The organism is Tenacibaculum profundi (genome assembly GCF_052050075.1).
Taxonomy (GTDB): Bacteria; Bacteroidota; Bacteroidia; order Flavobacteriales; family Flavobacteriaceae; genus Polaribacter.
In genome coordinates this window covers 812,799-833,311 of record NZ_CP197225.1, presented here as the reverse complement: position 1 = coordinate 833,311, position 20,513 = coordinate 812,799, and the positions used below count along the sequence as shown (strand labels likewise).

At 30.3% G+C, this 20,513-nt stretch carries 10 protein-coding genes and 1 pseudogene; 8 read left to right on the top strand and 3 right to left on the bottom strand.

The annotated features are described in order from the left end of the window. Positions 1 to 1,451: 1,451 nt before the first annotated feature. The 3 genes from ACSIGE_RS03255 to ACSIGE_RS03245 form a co-directional block, all read right to left on the bottom strand. Complete coding sequence (locus ACSIGE_RS03255; RefSeq protein WP_440881360.1) at positions 1,452 to 2,714, bottom strand: endo-1,4-beta-xylanase; 1,263 nt, start codon at positions 2,712 to 2,714, stop codon at positions 1,452 to 1,454. Positions 2,715 to 3,004: 290 nt separating this feature from the next. Further along, a complete protein-coding gene (gene yidC, locus ACSIGE_RS03250; RefSeq protein WP_440881359.1) occupies positions 3,005 to 4,888 on the bottom strand; it encodes a membrane protein insertase YidC in 1,884 nt (627 codons plus the stop codon). A 191-nt stretch (positions 4,889 to 5,079) separates the two neighbouring features. After that, on the bottom strand, positions 5,080 to 6,696 hold the full coding sequence (locus ACSIGE_RS03245) for a CTP synthase (protein WP_440881358.1): 1,617 nt from the start codon (positions 6,694 to 6,696) through the stop codon (positions 5,080 to 5,082). Between the two features lie 215 nt (positions 6,697 to 6,911). Between ACSIGE_RS03245 and rpmH the strand changes: the two genes are divergently transcribed. From rpmH to ACSIGE_RS03205, 8 genes and pseudogenes are all read left to right on the top strand, one after another. Beyond that, on the top strand, positions 6,912 to 7,073 hold the full coding sequence (rpmH, locus tag ACSIGE_RS03240; RefSeq protein ID WP_440881357.1) for a 50S ribosomal protein L34: 162 nt from the start codon (positions 6,912 to 6,914) through the stop codon (positions 7,071 to 7,073). Positions 7,074 to 7,170: 97 nt separating this feature from the next. Then, positions 7,171 to 10,023: a carbamoyl-phosphate synthase large subunit gene (carB, locus tag ACSIGE_RS03235; protein WP_440881356.1), complete on the top strand. Its 2,853-nt coding sequence runs from the start codon at positions 7,171 to 7,173 to the stop codon at positions 10,021 to 10,023. Positions 10,024 to 10,504: 481 nt separating this feature from the next. Then, positions 10,505 to 16,711, top strand: a complete 6,207-nt coding sequence (locus ACSIGE_RS03230; RefSeq protein WP_440881355.1) for a gliding motility-associated C-terminal domain-containing protein — start codon at positions 10,505 to 10,507, stop codon at positions 16,709 to 16,711. Between the two features lie 7 nt (positions 16,712 to 16,718). Continuing rightward, positions 16,719 to 17,627 carry a PorP/SprF family type IX secretion system membrane protein gene (locus ACSIGE_RS03225; protein WP_440881354.1) on the top strand — a complete coding sequence of 303 codons (909 nt, stop codon included), beginning with the start codon at positions 16,719 to 16,721 and terminating at the stop codon, positions 17,625 to 17,627. A gap of 158 nt (positions 17,628 to 17,785) precedes the next feature. Beyond that, positions 17,786 to 17,974 carry a hypothetical protein gene (locus tag ACSIGE_RS03220; RefSeq protein WP_440881353.1) on the top strand — a complete coding sequence of 63 codons (189 nt, stop codon included), beginning with the start codon at positions 17,786 to 17,788 and terminating at the stop codon, positions 17,972 to 17,974. Between the two features lie 210 nt (positions 17,975 to 18,184). Then, a pseudogene (locus ACSIGE_RS03215) lies at positions 18,185 to 18,415 on the top strand (IS982 family transposase); the annotation flags it as partial. A gap of 577 nt (positions 18,416 to 18,992) precedes the next feature. After that, complete coding sequence (locus ACSIGE_RS03210) at positions 18,993 to 19,466, top strand: gliding motility-associated C-terminal domain-containing protein (protein ID WP_440881352.1); 474 nt, start codon at positions 18,993 to 18,995, stop codon at positions 19,464 to 19,466. Positions 19,467 to 19,702: 236 nt separating this feature from the next. After that, the gene (locus ACSIGE_RS03205) at positions 19,703 to 20,260 is read left to right on the top strand and encodes a PorP/SprF family type IX secretion system membrane protein (protein ID WP_440881351.1); all 558 of its coding nucleotides are present in this window, start codon (positions 19,703 to 19,705) and stop codon (positions 20,258 to 20,260) included. Positions 20,261 to 20,513 lie beyond the last annotated feature (253 nt).

The following is a 20,513-nucleotide window of genomic DNA, read 5'->3' as shown; positions in this document are numbered from 1 at the left end:
TACACTAGTTTTACTAATAAAAGAAAGTAAATGTCGAAAATAAGAGAAATATTGTACAAATAGTAAGTCCTTTGATCATTTAAAATCGTACAAGTTTTTTACGTTATTCTGAAGAGTTTGTGTTTTTTTTTCATAATTCAATAGTTTATATAGACAAAAAGGTTAGTTTAATAAGAAATTATTCCTGTATAGGATCTAGGTAACTGTTAACTAAATATTAGTTGGGGTTAATTATGAATAAATTTTGAAAGAGAGAATTTGGTAAATAGCAACAAAAACCAACGAATCAGTTGCCCTTCAGAAATCATATTTTAAAAAAATCGAAAGGAAATGTATTTTAACTAGTGTAGCTTTATTAAATAAGAGATTGCTTGGAGTTCCGGAATACTTGATCAAAAAAGGAATTTATTTGTTGGATAATTAAAAGGTGAAATCAAGAAGAGAGTTCAAAATTAATTAAATATTTGATTTTTAGGTTATAACGAAGTGTAATTTTAAATCTACTTTTAATTTCTATCTATTCATCAAAATATTGAAAATATAGATTGTTTAGTGCATAGTGGTTGTATAATTTCTTTAATTATTTTATTTATAAAAACCACTTAATAATTAAAAGTGTAAAATTGATTATAACGTAAGTTTTTGAAGCAACAACAACACTTAATAATCGGGTAAAACTTTAGTAAGTAAATATTTTTTAGCTAAAAACAGCTGGCTAGTTCAATTGAACAAAGTAAGCGTTACCGTATTATGAAACAATAGTTTTGATAAACTTAAACGCTTCAAAATAAAAAGTTTTATTGATTTTTAAAAAGTAAAATATCAAAAAAGTATTTATTTTATCTATAAATATAGTTTTACTAAGATAAGTTATATTTATAAAGTAACTAAAAAATAAACTTATTACTTAATCTCTTTTAGTAATATGGCTTTTATGATCAAAATTTAAGTAAATGAATTATAAATAAAGATATTTTTTTGATAAAAACAAAAGACTGTCAATATTGACAGTCTTTATCCCCTTCAAAAAAAATCATAACGATAGATGATTTTCGTATATATCAAAATTAAATAGATTATTTATATTTTTTAGTTTATTTGTATAATTAAAAATTATAATTATATAAGAAAAAAAAGCAGTGAAAATGATATTATATCATACCTACTATTTATTAATTATATATGTTTTCTATTTTATTTTAGAGTACAGAGAAATTAGGTTAATTTAGGATTTAGTTTTATTAGTCCATTTAATGATAGTAAGTTTCATATTCCCCTTGAATTTTGTTTTTAGCGTCTAACAGTTTTTAAATCAAAAAATAAAAATAGTTTAGTTTAAATTGTAATAAAAAAACAATAAATGAGCTAACTTGAAATATAGAAATTATTGTATGTAATTAATTACTCTCTAGGATAAAAGAAATAATTTAAATAAACTTATTTTTCTTAGGTTATGGAAAAATCCACCATCGCCAAAATCCATTTAATCCGTCTTCAAATCCAGTGTGAGCGGGTTTTCTATGGTAGTTTTTATCATAAATACAGGGCCAATCTTCTTTTCCTAAATAAGGGGTAAGCCAATTATCGGCATCACTAAATTGCCAAAAAGTAATACCATGCTTTAGGTGATTCGGAACAATTTTCTGATAAGCATTTGCTACAGTGAAGTACTTTATTCTTTGAAAAAAATCTAACCACCATGAACGACGGTTAAAGTTTTTTAAAAGGTTTAAAGAAATATCCAACTCAGAAATATGTACTTTATAGCCTCGTTTAACAATTTTTCTTAAGTTATGATGAATAAGAGGAGAGATAGTAGTGAAAGCGAAAAGGTGTCCTTGTAGTCCAATGCCGTCAACTTTGATACCTTTTTTTCGGATATCATCTAATAAATTTAATACCTTTTCAAGTTTTATAGGGTTGATTAGTAAATGATAGTCATTATAAAAAAGAGATACTTCCCCATTAGTAGCTTGCTCGGCATATTTAAAAGCCTTTTCTACCCATTCAATACCCAAATTATTAAACCAAATACCAGGTCTATAATTAGCTCCATGTTCATCAAAAGCCTCATTAACCACGTCCCAGCTTTTTATTGTTCTTTTATATTTAGATAAAACGGTGAAAATATGATTTTTTAAAATACTATCAAATTGGATAGGAGTTCCTTTAAAGTTATATAACCATTGGGGGTTTGGTTTGAAATCACTTCTATCCCAAGCAAGAACATGACCATGAACTCTTTTTTTTTGAGTTTTGGCTAAAGAAAGCATTTTATCGGTATTTTCCCAATTATATATCCCGGGATGTTTAGAAAGATTGCCGAATTTTAAAGAGTTTTCAAAAGTAACACTTGAAAATTCATTTTTAAAGATAGGTAAATAGGCCTTATTAGAAAGATTATTTATATTAAAAGCGGTACCTATAAAGTTTGATTTTAAAGTAAAATTATTCTTGTTCGCCGGAGTAGGCTGTTCGTTTTTTGTTGCAATTAATTTTTTAACGGTTAGGTAATCTTTATCTTTTAAAACATCATAACCATAATCATTTTTCATTATGGTTTCAAAGTTTTCAAGAGTAATATTATTATAAATACTAGAATTATTAGAGTCTAAATTGATATACTTCTTATCGGTACAAGCTACCATTATAAATTTTAATATAATAAGGTATATGAGCGTTATTATATTCTTTTTAGGGTAATTAAATTTCATTTTATAGAGTTTAAATTGATTTTATAAAAATAGTAAAGTATTTTAAATCAATGAGTAAAGTGTTTTGGTGTTATCTTTATTATAAAATATTTTGAGATATTTTTATTTATGGAAATAATTAATAAGAATTTCAGATAGTAGTAAAATCACTGTATTATCAATACGTATCAGTATCCAGAATACTAATTTGTAAACAAAAGTTTTTTAGAATAAAATGTATTGTCCTGTAAAAATAAAAAAGCCATCAATTATGTTTTGATGGCTTTTTTGTCTTTTTAAAAAATGTATTTTTATTTCTTGCTTCTTGCTTTTTGTTGAGCTGCTTGTTGTTCTTGAGCTTGTTTCATAGCGGCATCTAAGCGCTCGCGAAATTTACTTTTTTTAACAGGTTTTTTCTTATTCTCTTCGATTTGTGCATGAATTTTAGCTTCATCAATAACAAAGTTTTTTATAACTAACATAATAGCTATTGTTAACAAGTTTGAAATAAAATAATATAAACTTAAACCACTTGCATAATTGTTAAAGAAAAATAACATCATTATTGGAGAAAAGTATATCATATACTTCATCATTTTACTCATGTCAGGCATTCCTTCCTGAGGAGGAGCTTGCATATTAGCCTGTTGGCTCTGATTCATTTTCATATAAAAGAATATTGCAATAGAGGCTAAGATTGGAAATAAACTTACATGATCACCATAAAAAGGAATTTTAAAGGGAAGTTTGAAAATAATATCATACGAAGATAAGTCATTTGCCCAAAGAAAGCTTTTTTGTCTAAAATCAATATTCGTTGGGAAAAACTTAAATAAAGCAAAGAAAACGGGCATTTGCAGTAGAGCAGGGATGCATCCTGACATCATACTTACACCTGCTTTTCGTTGAACAGCCATGATTTCCTGCTGACGTTTCATAGCATTTTCATTACCTGGATATTTTTTGTTAATTTCCTCCATTTCTGGACGAATCACTTTCATTTTAGCACTTGATAGATATGATTTATATAGTACTGGAGATAATAAAATTCTAACAACGATAGTCATTAAAATAATAATTAACCCATAATTGCCAACAAAGCCTTTAAGAACATTAAATACAGGGTAAAAAACGTATCTGTTTAAAGTACCAAATATCCCCCAACCTAAATCTGCTGTTTCGTCTAAATCGGTTCCCTTAAATGATTTTAATAAATTATAATCTGTTGGGCCATAAAACCATTGCATGTCATAATTAAATTCTCCATTTGTTAGTGCTAAAGGAGTATTTAATTCATATAACTTCGTATAAACATGTTCTTTATCATCATCTTTGGCTAAGTCTGTTGAGGTAAGTGTTGCATTATTAAATTTTTTATTACTAGTCAATATTGATGAAAAAAAGTGTTGCTTAAATGAAACCCAATTAAGATCGTTAATAACTTCTGAATTACCAGGTCGTAAATAATCAACTTCACCATCAGCTTTGTAATAATACCATGAATACATTGTATTCTCAGTTTTTAAGCTTTTTTCTTGACTAAAGGAACTTAATTTCCAGTTTAGATTAATCTGTTGTGAACTATTAATGATGTCTCCTAACCCTTGAGATTTAATAGAAAATCCTACTCTATAGTCATTAGGTTTCATCTCATATCGATATTCTAAAAACTTAGTTTCTGAAACTTTAAGTTTCATAGAAAGTACATTTATATCTCCATTTTTAGATAGTTTTGGAGTGAAATATAAATCTGAAGTATTTAAAATACGATTATCTGTTGTTCCAAAATTAACATTAAAAGAGGCATTATTATTTTTGATTAAATAGAGGGGAAGCGAGTCATGTGTTTTGTACTCTTTTAATAAAGCTTCTACAATTTGTCCCCCTTTATTATTTATAGTTAATTTTAGAAAATTATTTTCAAGGATAGTGACTCCTTCTTTACCTGCTAAACCGCTGTAAGCAAAAGCACCTAACTTATTTTTAAAAGCAGCCTGCTTTAAAGAATCATTTTCAAAATTATTATCAACAATTTTTTGATCTTTTGAAGTAAGGCTTACTGTTTTTTCTGTATTTGTTTCAGTGTTGGGGTTTGTAGCTTCCTCCGGTTTTTGAATGTTCATCCACCATAATAAAATTCCCCCTAATAAAAGCATTCCGATAAAGGAATTTAAATCAAATTTTTTTTGTTCCATTGATCTGTTTTGTATGTGTCAACCTGTCAGTTACTGTTTTTTAATTCGTTAAAAAACACGACAAATGTAGTAAAACTACCTTCAAATTATTGGTTTTACTACAATTAATTTATATTCATTAAATAGTGCAAAGGTTATTCCAAAATTGAAAAACTCCTTTCCATAAAATTTATGACAGGAGCTTTTTAAATTTATTTCTTTGATTGTTTTAAACTAGCTTTTATAAAGTTTACAAAAAGAGGGTGAGGGTTTAAAACAGTACTTTTATATTCAGGGTGGTATTGAACACCAATAAACCAAGGATGGGAGGGAATTTCAACAATTTCAACAAGTCCTGTTTTAGGATTAATCCCTGTAGTTTTCATTCCTTTAGATTCAATATCTTCTTTATATTTGTTATTGAATTCATAACGGTGTCTGTGTCTTTCGCTAATCAATTCTTCTTCATTATAGACACTAAAAGCTTTAGAATCTCGCGTCAATTGACAGTTCCACGCACCAAGGCGCATAGTTCCTCCTTTTTCTGTTACTTCTTTTTGCTCTTCCATTAAATTAATTACAGGATCTTTAGTGTTTTCATTCATTTCAGTAGAATTAGCTTGGCTAAGTCCAAGAACATTTCTTGAAAATTCAATAACAGCCATTTGCATTCCTAAACAAATACCTAAGAAAGGAATTTGATTTTCTCGAACAAATTTAACAGCAGCAATCTTTCCTTCGATACCTCTGTCACCAAATCCTGGAGCTACAAGAACTCCATTCAGTCCTTGAAGTTTGCTAGCAGCATTTTCAGGAGTCAATTCCTCTGAATGAATCCAACGAACATTTACTTTTGTTTTATTGTGAGCTCCTGCATGAATAAATGCTTCTGTGATGGATTTATAAGAATCGTGCAATTCAACATATTTTCCAACTAGTCCAATTTCGACAGAAGAAACTGGTTTTTTGAGTTTTTCTAAAAATGCATTCCAAGCTTTTAATTTAGGCTGTTTTCTTGTAGATAAACGTAACTTGTCTAAAACTACATAGTCAAGGCCTTCATGAAACATTAATTTAGGAACGTCATAAATCGTTTCAGCATCAAGAGATTGGATAACATCTTGTTCTTTTACATTGCAAAATAAAGCTAGCTTTCTTTTGATAGTGCTTGTAATTTCATGTTCAGAACGACATACCAGTACATTAGGACTTAAGCCACTTTGCATTAACATTTTTACCGAATGTTGCGTAGGTTTTGTTTTTAACTCTCCAGCAGCAGCTAAATAAGGAATTAGAGTTAGGTGAACAACAATAGCATTTTCTTCTCCAAGTTCCCACTGTAATTGTCGTACTGCTTCAACGTATGGTAAAGACTCAATATCACCAATAGTACCTCCGATTTCTGTTATAACAATATCATAATCACCAGTATTTCCTAATATTTGAATACGATTTTTAATTTCATCAGTAATGTGAGGTATTACTTGTACTGTTTTTCCTAAAAATTCACCTTTACGTTCTTTATTTATAACAGATTGGTATATTCTACCTGTTGTTACATTATTGGCTTGTGAAGTAGGAATATTTAAAAAACGTTCATAATGCCCTAAATCTAAATCTGTTTCAGCACCATCATCTGTTACATAGCATTCTCCATGCTCATAAGGGTTCAAAGTTCCTGGATCAATATTAATGTAGGGATCGAGTTTTTGAATGGTTACAGAATAGCCTCTTTCTTGTAACAATTTGGCTAATGAAGCAGCTATAATTCCTTTTCCAAGTGATGAAGTTACGCCTCCAGTTACAAAAACGTATTTTGTGTTGTTCATGGTATTGTTAGGTTTGCGCAAAAGTAAGAACTCTACTAATACACGGCAAAAAAAATGTGTAAAAAGATGTAATTTTATAGAAAGTGATTTTTTTCAAAAAAAAAGAATTCAGGATTTGCTAGACTAAAAAACTATTGTATATTTGCCAACGCTTTTAGCAGACGGAATTTCACAAAAGCAAAATCAATTAAAGAAGATATTTAAGATATATTGTAATGAGTAAAAGAACGTATCAACCATCAAAACGCAAGAGAAGAAACAAACACGGTTTCAGAGAGAGAATGGCTTCTGCTAATGGACGTAAAGTTTTAGCTAGGAGAAGAGCAAAAGGAAGAAAGAGATTGTCTGTTTCATCTGAAGCAAGACCAAAGAAATAATGATATTTATATCATTTATATAGAGGTGTTACTTTTTATGAGTAACACCTTTTTTTATACATAACAAATTTATACATTCAACAACAACAAACTAATAATGCCTAAAAGACAAGAACTTAAATCTATTTTAATTATTGGATCAGGACCTATTGTTATAGGTCAAGCGTGCGAATTTGATTATTCAGGATCACAAGCATTAAGATCATTACGTGAGGATGGAATTGAGACTATTTTAATCAATTCTAACCCAGCTACCATCATGACAGACCCGTCAATGGCAGATCATGTTTATCTTTTACCATTAACAACAAAGTCAATAATTCGAATTTTAAAAGAGCATCCACAGATTGATGCAGTATTACCTACCATGGGAGGGCAAACTGCTTTGAATCTTTGTATTGAAGCAGATGAAAAAGGGATTTGGGAAGATTTTGGTGTTGAAATCATAGGTGTTGACATTGATGCTATTAATATTACTGAAGATCGAGATAAGTTTCGATTATTAATGGAAAAAATCGGAGTTCCAATGGCTCCACAGGCAACAGCTACATCTTTTTTGAAAGGAAAAGAAATTGCACAGAAATTTGGTTTCCCTTTATGTATTAGAGCTTCTTTTACGCTAGGAGGGGCTGGAGCCTCAATTGTTTATGATGAAGCTGAATTTGAGCAAGCATTATCTAGAGGTCTTGAAATATCTCCGATACATGAGGTGATGATTGATAAAGCTATGATGGGATGGAAAGAATTTGAATTGGAATTATTGAGAGACGACAATGATAATGTTGTTATTATCTGTTCTATTGAAAATATGGATCCAATGGGAATTCATACAGGAGATTCAATTACAGTAGCACCTGCTATGACACTTTCTGATAAGACATATCAGAAAATGCGAGACATGGCTATTAAGATGATGCGATCAATAGGAGAATTTGCCGGAGGTTGTAATGTTCAATTCGCCGTTTCTCCTGACGAAAAAGAAGATATTATTGCAATAGAAATTAATCCAAGAGTTTCGCGTTCTTCTGCATTGGCATCAAAGGCAACAGGTTATCCAATAGCAAAGATAGCAGCCAAACTAGCTACAGGATATACTTTGGATGAACTCGATAACCAAATAACAAAATCAACTTCTGCTTTATTTGAACCTACACTAGATTATGTCATTGTGAAAATTCCACGTTGGAATTTTGATAAGTTTGAAGGTTCTGATAGAACTTTAGGTCTACAAATGAAGGCTGTTGGAGAGGTAATGGGGATCGGACGTTCTTTTCAAGAAGCATTACATAAAGCCACACAATCTTTAGAAATTAAAAGAAACGGTATTGGGGCTGATGGAAAAGGATATAAAGATTATCATAAAATAAAAGAAAAACTAAAGTTTGCTTCATGGGATAGGGTATTTGCTATTTATGACGCTATTCAAATAGGAATGCCACTCAGTAAAATACATGAAATCACAAGGATCGATATGTGGTTTTTAAAGCAATATGAAGAGCTTTTCGAAATAGAAAAAGAAATTTCTTCTTTTACTATTGAAACCTTACAAAGAGATTTATTACTTGAAGCTAAGCAAAAAGGGTATGGAGACCGTCAGATTGCGCATATGTTAGGTTGTTTAGAAAGTGAAGTTTATAAAAAGCGAGAAGAACTTAATGTAAATCGTGTGTATAAGTTAGTAGATACTTGTGCTGCTGAATTTACAGCGAAAACACCTTATTATTATTCAACTTTCGAAAACGAAATTGAAACTGCTGAAGGAATAAAAATGCATGCAAATGAAAGTGTTGTTTCAGATAAGAAGAAAATCATTGTGTTAGGTTCTGGACCTAATAGAATAGGTCAAGGAATCGAGTTCGATTATTGCTGTGTTCATGGTGTACTTGCAGCAGCAGAATGTGGGTATGAAACAATTATGATTAACTGTAATCCTGAAACTGTTTCAACGGATTTTGATACTGCAGATAAATTATATTTCGAACCCGTTTTTTGGGAGCATATTTATGACATCATCAAGCATGAAAAACCAGAAGGTGTTATTGTGCAATTGGGCGGACAAACAGCTCTTAAACTAGCTGAAAAGCTAGACCGTTATGGAATACCTATAATAGGGACAAGTTTTAAAGCATTAGACTTAGCAGAAGACAGAGGTAGTTTTTCAACACTACTGAAGGATCATAATATTCCATATCCAAGATTTGGTGTTGCAGAAACTGCAGATGAAGCACTAGCGCTAGCTGATGAATTAGATTTCCCAATTTTAGTACGTCCTTCTTATGTTCTTGGGGGGCAGGGCATGAAAATTGTAATTAATAAAGATGAATTATTAGAACATGTTGTCGATTTATTAAGAAAAATACCAAATAATAAACTATTACTCGATCATTATCTTGAAGGTGCTATAGAAGCAGAGGCAGATGCAATTTGTGATGGTGAAAATGTTTATATTATTGGTATTATGGAACATATTGAACCATGTGGTATCCATTCTGGAGATTCAAATGCAACTTTACCAGCTTTTAATTTGGGAGAATTAGTCCTTGAACAAATTAGAGAGTATACGAAAACTATAGCGTTAGCTTTAGACACAGTTGGATTGATAAATATTCAATTTGCTATCAAAGACGATAAGGTATATATTATTGAAGCTAATCCACGTGCATCAAGAACAGTACCTTTCATAGCAAAGGCATATAAAGAGCCTTATGTAAATTATGCAACTAAAGTTATGTTAGGAGAGAAGAAAGTAACGGATTTTAATTTCAATCCAAAGTTAGACGGTTTTGCTATTAAACAGCCTGTATTTTCATTTAATAAGTTCCCTAATGTTAATAAAAATTTAGGGCCAGAAATGAAAAGTACTGGAGAAAGTATTTTATTTATTGATAGTTTGAGAGATGATCAGTTTTACGATTTGTACTCTCGACGTAAAATGTATTTGAGTAAATAAGAATATATCTATACAATTAAAAAAGCTTCTCATATTTCGGGAAGCTTTTTTACTTGTATGTAATTGCATTAACTTTTAAATGTATTTTTATCTGAAGAATTTTCTCGCGTTGTATTGTATTGCTCTAATTTATGGGGGAAATTATTTAAATGATTTTTAACTATGTAAGCTATATCTTGTGAATATACATTAAAATACTTTTCTTTTTTAGCTAATTATTTGATTATTATTTTTTTAAGTGTTTTGACTTAATGTATACCTACTAGTTATATTAACAAAATGTTAAAGAGAAACAATACTGTAGAAATTTAATTAACATATTATCTCGTTTAAGAGTAATAGAAAAGGATAGTTTTGATAGTTTACTTTTGGTTGTTTTTGTAGTAGTTTTACTAGTGTTTTAACTGGTGTTAACCCCTATTGTTTTTAATATAGTGTAAAAATAGATTTGTGACAGTACACAATACAACTTAATTAAAATATGAGGATTACAAACCACAGTCAAAGTTTACACTGGAAGCGATTTTCTAATTTTCTTTTTAAAATTAGAAAAGCTATTAAAAAACTATTGATATCAAAATTTTTATTTTCAAAGAACACTTATGGAAACAATGTTAAAAGAATAGTAAAAACACTGTTAAAATTTGATAGGGGAAAAAGGACAAAAGTATTCGGGTTTCTCGATTCGAGTCCAATAGGAATTGGCAAATTAGGCTATATAAAAGTGATAGTTACTTTTTTTTTAAGTATAGCAGTAAAAGGACAAAATAAAGTTTTAAACAATGGAAAGATAAGAATAGGAAGAGGTTCAGAGAACTCTATTAATACAATAGGGAATATGCAACAGCCTTTCTATTACAATGAAAAAACTAGTTCTTGGAGACAATTAACATATGGAAAACATCCTTTAGATATTGTTTGGGGTGTAGGAAATGATGGAACTAATAATTGGAATTATAATGGTCGATTAATACAAAACCCTGGATTATTGAATTATAATATCAATTATGATAATTTTGTTATTACAAATAGTACTACAGGACAAGGATATGGAAAAATAGTATTCTCAGGATATTTAGTTGTTGATAATCAGAATTTTTTTATTGAAAATACTTACACACTAGAAGAAAATACAGCTTATATTAAAGCAAAAATAAAAGTAATAAACAAAAGTGGACGGAAGGCAACAAATATTCGTTTGTGGATTGGGACGAAAGATGATTTTGTAGGAAAATCTGACTCCCCAAATAAAGAACGGGGAAATATCGTAAATGGAGCTTTTGTTGTAAACACAAGTGCTTTAGATCAAGCTAAGGCGATAAAAATATCTACTGATGACGAGGCAGTTTTGTTTTATAGTAATTCAGATAGAGCTCATACATCTATTGGGAATTGTTGTTATTTTTTAAATGCTGTAAAACAAGATCCAAAAACATCAAATGTAGTAACAAATAGAAGAGATAGTTCCTATGCTCTTTATGTTCGCTTTAATGATTTAGAGAATAATCAAAGTGATGAGCTAGAGTTTTATTATGCCGCAGGAACTTTAGCTAAGATTAATGATATAATATCGGAAGTATCTAATGCGGCAGCATTGGTAAAAAACATATTATGTGAAAGCGCCAGCTATGATTATTCATTTGAAAAGACAGGAATAACAAGCTATCTCGTTATTCCAAGTGCGGCTGTTGCTCCTACAGAATTACAGATCGAGGAAGGAATAGATTATAATAACGAATTTAAAATTATTAGTAAGGGTAAAATAGCTACTACAGCTAATGAAAAGTATACATTTAATTTTAGGTCGTTAAATGAAAATACGCCTTATACAGTATATGCCGTTACAAAATTCAATGATGGGTCATCTGATATTTTTAGTCCTATTTCTAATGTTAATTTCACAACGAAAGAAAAACCAACAAAACCCACGGGGAATGATAAACAGGAGTTTTTGGTTAGCCATTTAACAGATGCAAAGGTATCGTCTTTATATACTGTACAAAGGGGAACAGAATGGTATGCATCAGCTGATGATGCAAGTAGTAGATTAAATGAGTTAGAAGATAAAACGATCTTAATTAATGGTAAAAAGTATTATGGTATTCAATATGATGGAGTATGCTCCAGTGAAATATTTGAAGTTACTGTTAAGGTTTCTACATTTACACAAATTATTTTAGAACAAATAGGAAATGAAGCGGATATTCCTAATTTAATAAAGTCAAATATTACAGTAAATCAAATTGCTAGTATTGATCCGTTTATTTCAAATGTGAAATTTTCGAATGAAAACTTGTATCAAGAATTTATTGATTCGAACCCTAATTTATTTAGCAACCCAGCTACAGTATCTGAAGTTCAAGATATGGTGAATGTAGTTAATCAATCGCAGAATATTTTAAATCAGATAGGAAGTGAGGCTGATAAACCAAACATAGTAAATTCAGTCGTAACGGTTGCTCAGATCAATACTATCAGGCCTATGGTAATAGGTGCGAATCCATCTTATGAAACTTCATACCAGGAATTTATTGATTCGAACCCCGATTTATTTAGCAACCCTGCTACGGTAGTTGAAGTACAAAAGATGATTGATTTGGTTAATACATCCCAAAGTGTGTTAGAGCAAATTGGAAAAGAAGGGGACGATGCAGATATAGTGAATTCAGTCGTAACGGTTGCTGAGATCAATACTATCATGCCTATGGTAATAGGTGTGAATCCATCCTATGAAGGTTTATATCAGGATTATATCGATGCGAATCCTGATTTATTTAGCAACCCTGCTACTGTAGTTGAAGTACAAACAATGATCGATTCGGTTAATACATCCCAAAGCGTGTTAGAGCAAATCGGAAGTGAGGCTGATAAACCAAACATAGTAAATTCAGTCGTAACGGTTGCTCAGATTAATACTATCAGGCCTATTATAATAGGTGCGAACCCTGCTTATGAAACTTTATACCAGAATTATATCGATTTAAATCCAAATTTGTTTAGTGACCCAGCAACTGCAGGAGAAATTCAGGCGATGGTTGATGTCGTAAACATCTCACAAAGTGTTTTAGAGGAAATAGGAAATGAGGGAGATAATCCAGATTCAGTAAATTCAGTAGTAACGGTTGCTAAGATCAATACGATCAATCCTGCAGTTATAGGAGCGAATCCATTTTATGAAACCTTATACCAAGATTATATTGATGTAAATCCTAATTTATTTAGTAGCCCCGCTACGGTAGCGGAAGTCCAATCGATGATCGATGTGGTGAATACCTCACAAAATGTTTTAGAACAAATCGGAAACGAGGGAGATAATCCAGATTCAGTGAATTCAGTCGTAACAGTTGCTCAGATCAATATGATTAGTCCAGTAGTTACAGGTGCGAATCCATTTTATGAAACCTTATATCAAGATTATATCGATGCAAATCCTGATTTATTTAGTAGCTCCGCTTTGGTATCAGAAGTACAGGGGATGATTGATTCGGTGAATATCTCACAAAGTGTTTTAGAGCAAATAGGAAACGAGGGAGACGACCCAGATTCAGTGAATTCAGTCGTAACAGTTGCTCAGATCAAAACGATCAGTCCTATAGTTACAGGTACGAATTCATCTCATGAAACCTTATATCAAGAATTTATTGATTCGAATCCTGATTTATTTAGTAGCCCTGCTACGGTATCAGAAGTACAGGGGATGATTGATTCGGTGAATACCTCACAAAGTGTTTTAGAACAAATAGGGAATGAGGGAGATAATCCAAATTCAGTGAATTCAGTAGTAACGGTTATTCAGATCAATACGATCAGTCCAATAGTTACAGGTGCGAAAACTGTATATAAAACCTTATACCAAGACTATATTGATTCGAATCCTGATTTATTTAGTAGTCCTGCTACGGTAGTCGAAGTACAGACGATGATCGATGTGGTGAATACCTCACAAAGTGTTTTAGAGGAAATAGGAAATGAGGGAGATAATCCAGATTCAGTAAATTCAGTAGTAACGGTTGCTCAGATTAATACGATTAGTCCTGTGGTTATAGGTGCGAATTCTGCTTATGAAACTTTATATCAAGATTATGTTGATTCGAATCCTGATTTATTTAGTAGTCCTGCTACGGTAGCGGAAGTCCAATCGATGATTGATGTGGTAAATACCTCACAAAGTGTTTTAGAGCAAATCGGAAACGAGGGAGACAGTCCAAATTCAGTAAATTCAGTCGTAACGGTTGTTCAGATCAATACGATTAGTCCTGTGGTTATAGGTGCGAACCCTGCTTATGAAACTTTATACCAAAATTATATCGATGCGAATTCTGATTTATTTAGTAGTCCTGCTACGGTAGCGGAAGTTCAATTGATGATCGATGTGGTGAATACCTCACAAAGTGTTTTAGAGCAGGTTGGAAGTGAGGGAGATAATCCAGATTCAGTAAATTCAGTAGTAACGGTTGCTCAGATCAATACGATCAGTCCGGCAGTTACAGGAGCAAATCCTACTTATGAAACCTTATACCAAGATTATGTTGATTCGAATCCTGATTTATTTAGTAGTCCAGCTACAGTATCGGAAGTCCAATCGATGATTGATGTGGTGAATACCTCACAGAGTGTCTTAGAACAAATAGGAAAAGAAGGAGATAATCCAAATTCAGTAAATTCAGTAGTAACGGTTGCTCAAATAAATATGATTAACCCATCTATAATAGGAGCATCTTTAGAAAATTTACAATTTTATCAAGATTACATTGATGCAAACCCTGAATTATTTGGTGAACCAGCCACGGCATTTGAGGTTCAGTCCATGATCTATATTGTTAATGTTTCACAAAGTGCTTTAGTTCAGATAGGGAAAGAAGGAGATTCTCCAGATATAGTAAATTGCGTAATTTCTGTAGATCAGATAAATAAGATTAATCCACCTGTAATAGGAGCTAATTCAGAATACTCAAAATTCTATCAAGATTATATTGATTTGAATCCTGACTTGTTTAGTAGCCCAGCTACAGTATTAGAGGTTCAATCTATGATAAATATTGTTAACAGCTCTCAAAGTGTTTTAAAGCAAATAGGAAATGAAGGGGACAATCCAAATAGGATTAATTCAGCTGTAACAGTAAGTCAGATCAATAAAATTTATCCAGCAATTACAGAAGTTGAAACAGCTTATGAAATAAACTATCAAGCTTATATCGATACTAATCCTAATTTATTTAGTACACCAGCAACGATATTCGAAGTTCAGTCTATGATAAATGTAGTAAATACTTCACAAAGTGTTCTTGCTCAGATAGGAAGAGAGGGAGATACTCCAGATAGAATAAACTCAGTAATTACGGTAGATCAAATTAATAGAATATCACCAACTATCGTAGGAACTGATCCTTCTAAAGAGATTTTCTATCAAGATCATATAGATGCTAATCCTAACTTGTTTAGCAATCCTGCAACAGCAGAGGAAGTTCAAACCATGATTAACATACTTATTATTGATAATGATAAGGATGGGGTTCCTGATTTTTATGACTTAGATGACGATAATGATGGGATATTAGATAGTAATGAGGATAATGAAGATTCAAATAGAGACACTGATAGAGATGGAATACTAGATAGGTTTGATCTTGATAGTGATGGCGATGGAATTCTAGATCTTGTTGAAAGTGGTCAAAATTCAGCATCAGTAGATAGTAATAGAGATGGTATATTGGATAGTACTGTAGATAAGGATTTTGATGGGCTTTTGGATGTTGTTGATGAAGACTATACTAATAGTTTTACTGGTGCAAAGGGTATTGTAATACCAGATGGATCAGATAATGATAATATTCCTGATTTTCAGGATCTAGATTCTGATAATGATGGGATTTCAGATCTTATTGAAGGGGGGATCGATCTAAATTTAGATGAAGATAATAATGGTATGATTGATGACCGGATTGATTCTAACAATAATGGTGTTATAGATTTTGTAGACTCAGTTCTAGGAGGTATAGTAGTTTCTTTACCAGATACAGATAATGACGATATACCAGATTTTCAAGATTTAGATAGTGATAACGATGGAGCATATGATGTTGAGGAAGTTGGAGGTATAGATAGTGATAATGATGGAAGAATAGACATAAAAGAATTAAAAAACTTATTGGATAGCGATAATGATAATATACCAAATTTTCAAGATATTGATGATGATGAAGACGGTATATTAACTTTAGATGAAGATATAAATGGAGATAACATTTTGAATAATGATGATACTGATAAGGATGGTATTCCCAATTATTTAGATCCAGATGACGATGGGGACGGTGTTTTGACGAACAATGAAAACATAGGAGATTGTGATTTTGATGGTTTGCCAGATTATTTAGATATAACCGATTGTAATATAGCCCCAGAGGGTTTTTCTCCAAATAATGATAAAGTAAATGATGAATTTGTAATCCCTTTTCTACTAAAATATCCTGACTTTTCAATAGAAATTTATAGTAGATCTGGAAGAAAAACTTATGTATATGAAAATAATGGTAGGGAGAAACCTATTTGGTGGAATGGATATGCAAATGCGAGTCTTATTTTTTATGGAAGTAACCCTGTACCTGTAGGGCCCTACTATTACCTTATAAAACTTAATGATGGTAGTAAAAAAGAATATGAAGGTTGGGTTTATATAAATAGATAATAAAAAAATGAAAAAAAATATATTAAAATTGATTATAATTTTTGTTTGTCTTAATGTTCAAGGGCAACAAGATCCGCATTATACACAATATATGTATAATATGAATATCATTAATCCGGCTTATGCTGGTACTCAAGATGGTTTAGTTTTGAGTTTTTTGGCAAGAACGCAATGGGTTGGATTAAAAAAATCACCAAGAACATTAACACTAAGTGCACAAGCTCCTGTTGGAAAAAATGTAGGATTAGGTGTTTCTTTGATTGCTGATAGAATAGGTCCTTTATCAGAAGAAAACATTTATGCAGATTTTTCTTATAAAATTAAAATAGGAGACCAAACGAATCTTGCTTTTGGTTTAAAAGCTGGAGCGACGTTTTTATCAGCACCTTTAGCTTTTTTGAATACAGTTAATTCTGGAGATATAGCTTTTCAAAATAATTTAAATAGAGTTACACCAAATTTTGGGTTTGGAACTTATTATTATTCAGATAATTATTATTTAGGCTTTGCATTACCAAATTTATTGAAAACAGTTCATTTTGAAAGAAATAGTGGAGTGATATCAAAGGCTGTAGAAGAAATGCACTATTTTTTTACTGGTGGTTATGTTTTTGATATGAAGAATGAGATAAAGTTTAAACCTTCCTTTCTAGTAAAAGCAGCTGTAGGAGCTCCAATTTCTATTGATTATTCTGCGAATATTTTATTTCAAGATAATATTGAATTTGGATTATCAGTAAGGTATGATGATTCTGTTTCTGTTATATTTAGCTTGAATATTACAGAAAAATTGCGAATGGGATATGCTTATGACCATACTTTAACCAATTTAGGAAATTACAATTCGGGAAGCCATGAGATTTTGATGTTATTTAATTTTCAACCAAAAGAATCTAAATCTGTACGTACTTTCTAAACTAAAAAAACAATAATTTAATTTTTGAAATAGTTTAAAATTATTAACATTAAGCACTTTAACCTATTGTGCATTTAGAAAAAGTTGTGCAGACTGCTAAAAGACAGTAAATTGAAGTTTTGATACTTTAATTTATATGCACAACTTTCAGTCAAATTATGATAAAGTATTTTAAGGTTTTTAAAGAGTCAGATTCTAATATGTATTATTTACATGAAATTCGTAAAACTAAACTTAGAGATAAAGAATTAATAACTATTGATTTAACTTCAGAATATATGAGTATTGATAGTGAATATCAAGTATTCAAAATACTTTTATGTAATTTTAATTTATCTCAAAAATAGAGGGGAGTGTCTATAATATAGAAAAACGTAGATTGTCTTATTTCAGGGAGTCACTTCATTAATGTTTGATTATCAATCTGAAGCAATCTAAGCAATGTTATATTGTTGATAGCATGCCTTTAGAGGTGTGCAAGCTATCGAGAAGTTCTAGAAGTAAAGATAGTAAAGAGTAAGACTATAGTTTGCCTTAGAAAGGCTATTGCGCTAGTTAACCAATATAACTATATAGAACAATCTTATATATTAAAAAAATCTAAAAAACGAATAGAAACATTGTTTTCCCAACTTTGTGATCAATTTATTATTAGAAGAAATTATGCTAAATCTTTCGAAGGGTTTAAAAATAGAATATCATGTAAAATTACAGCAATAACAGTAATTCAATACATTAATAGGTTTGAATTCAATAGAAATACCAATAATTTGAAAATTAATATATAAACATATATTAATTTTCTTTTGTTTTAATAAGTATTTAGAACCTTGTTAAGAGAAAAAAACGTTATGCTTATTGAAGATTTAAATGATAAGCTTCTCTTTACTTTTTCCTAGTATGAACAACAATAATTTTCTTTAGTTTTGTTTCTCGTGAGTTAAAATTGACTGCTTTTCCGTAGAGAACAATTAATAGAATTGAAAGTATCAGATAACAAAAGTTATGGAGTGTCTGCGACAAAGTAAATTTTTGAAATTTCAAAGAAATAGAAACCTAACTTTTTTTGGTGTTATTTTTAATTAATTGCATTTAGCGAAATATGTTTTTAGTTAGATAGAATTTTATCAACAAGTTAAAAGTTTAATATTTATTTTACATACACCGCCTCCCATAAGCTAAACCCCTATAGCAATTTCATTAGTATTCCTGAGTATAAATCAAATACAATTTGACTTTATTTGTCGAGATATTTTTCTGCTAAAAACAAGAATTATATCACTTAAATAATTCAAAGTTTCACCAAAAAAGAGACTTATAAATAGAATTTTTTTGATTATTAAAATTAAACTAAAACCACATTTCATGAATCATTTTTTTAAAATAATAATGCTAAGTTTGCTACTATCTTGTTCTTCAAATAACATGGAAGACGCTGCTTTAGGTGAAGCCGTAAAAACTAAAAATAAATCACAACAACTAAGAAAAGATGTAAAAAAGAATACAAGAAGCATTTCAGCAGGAAGAAATGTAACAGATTGTAATACGGTTCCTATGGAATTTTCTCCAAATAACGATTCTGTAAATGATGAGTTTATAATTCCTTTTTTATCAAAATATCCTGATTTTTCAATAGAAATTTTCAATGAATTAGGAATAAGAGCATACAACTATATAAACAATGGTAGGAAAAAACCTATTTGGTGGAACGGATACGCAAACACTAATCTTATTGTTTTCGGAAGTGGTCCAATTTCTGTAGGAACTTACTACTATATAATAAAGCTTAATGATGGTAGTAAAAAAGGATACAAAGGTCGGATTTATTTAAACAGATAATAAAAAAAGAAAAAAAATAGTTAACTTAATTATAATTTTGTTTGTTTTTCTGTTCAGGGATAACAAGATCCGCATTATAACAATATATGTATAATATAAACATCATTAATTTAGTCTATATTGGTGCACAAGATGGTTTAGTTTTAAGTTTTTTAGCAATAACCCAGTGAATAGGATTAAAAAATTCACCAAGAACACTAACATTTAGTGCGTAATCTCTTGTAAAAAAAATAGGATTGGGGATTTCTGTGATTGCTGATAGGGTAGGACCTGTGCCAGAAGAAAATTTTTATGCAGATTTTTCTTATACAATTAAAATAGGAGACCAAACGAATCTTGCTTTTGGTTTAAAAGCTGGAGCGACGTTTTTATCAGCACCTTTAGCTTTTTTGAATACAGTTAATTCTGGAGATATAGCTTTTCAAAATAATTTAAATAGAGTTACACCAAATTTTGGGTTTGAAACTTATTATTATTCAGATAATTATTATTTAGGCTTTGCATTACCAAATTTATTGAAAATAGTTCATTTTGAAAGAAAAAGTGGAGTGATATCAAAGGCTGTAGAAGAAATACACTATTTTTTTACTGGTGGTTATGTTTTTGATATGAAGAATGAGATAAAGTTTAAACCTTCCTTTCTAGTAAAAGTAGCTGTAGGAGCTCCAATTTCTATTGATTATTCTGCGAATATTTTATTTCAAGATAATATTGAATTTGGATTATCAGTAAGGTATGATGATTCTGTTTCTGTTATATTTAGCTTGAATATTACAGAAAAATTGCGAATGTGATATGCTTATGACCATACTTTAACCAATTTAGGAAATTACAATTCGGGAAGCCATGAGGTTTTGATGTTATTTAATTTTCAACTAAAAGAATCTAAATCTGTGCGTACTTTCTAAACTAAAAAAACAATAATTTAACTATTTGAAATAGCTTAAAATTATTTAGGTTTTAACTTAAATAATTTTGAGCTATTTTTTTTTTGTATCAGTAAGTTAAATTATCTGTATTATATTTTTCAATTAAGTTTATATATCT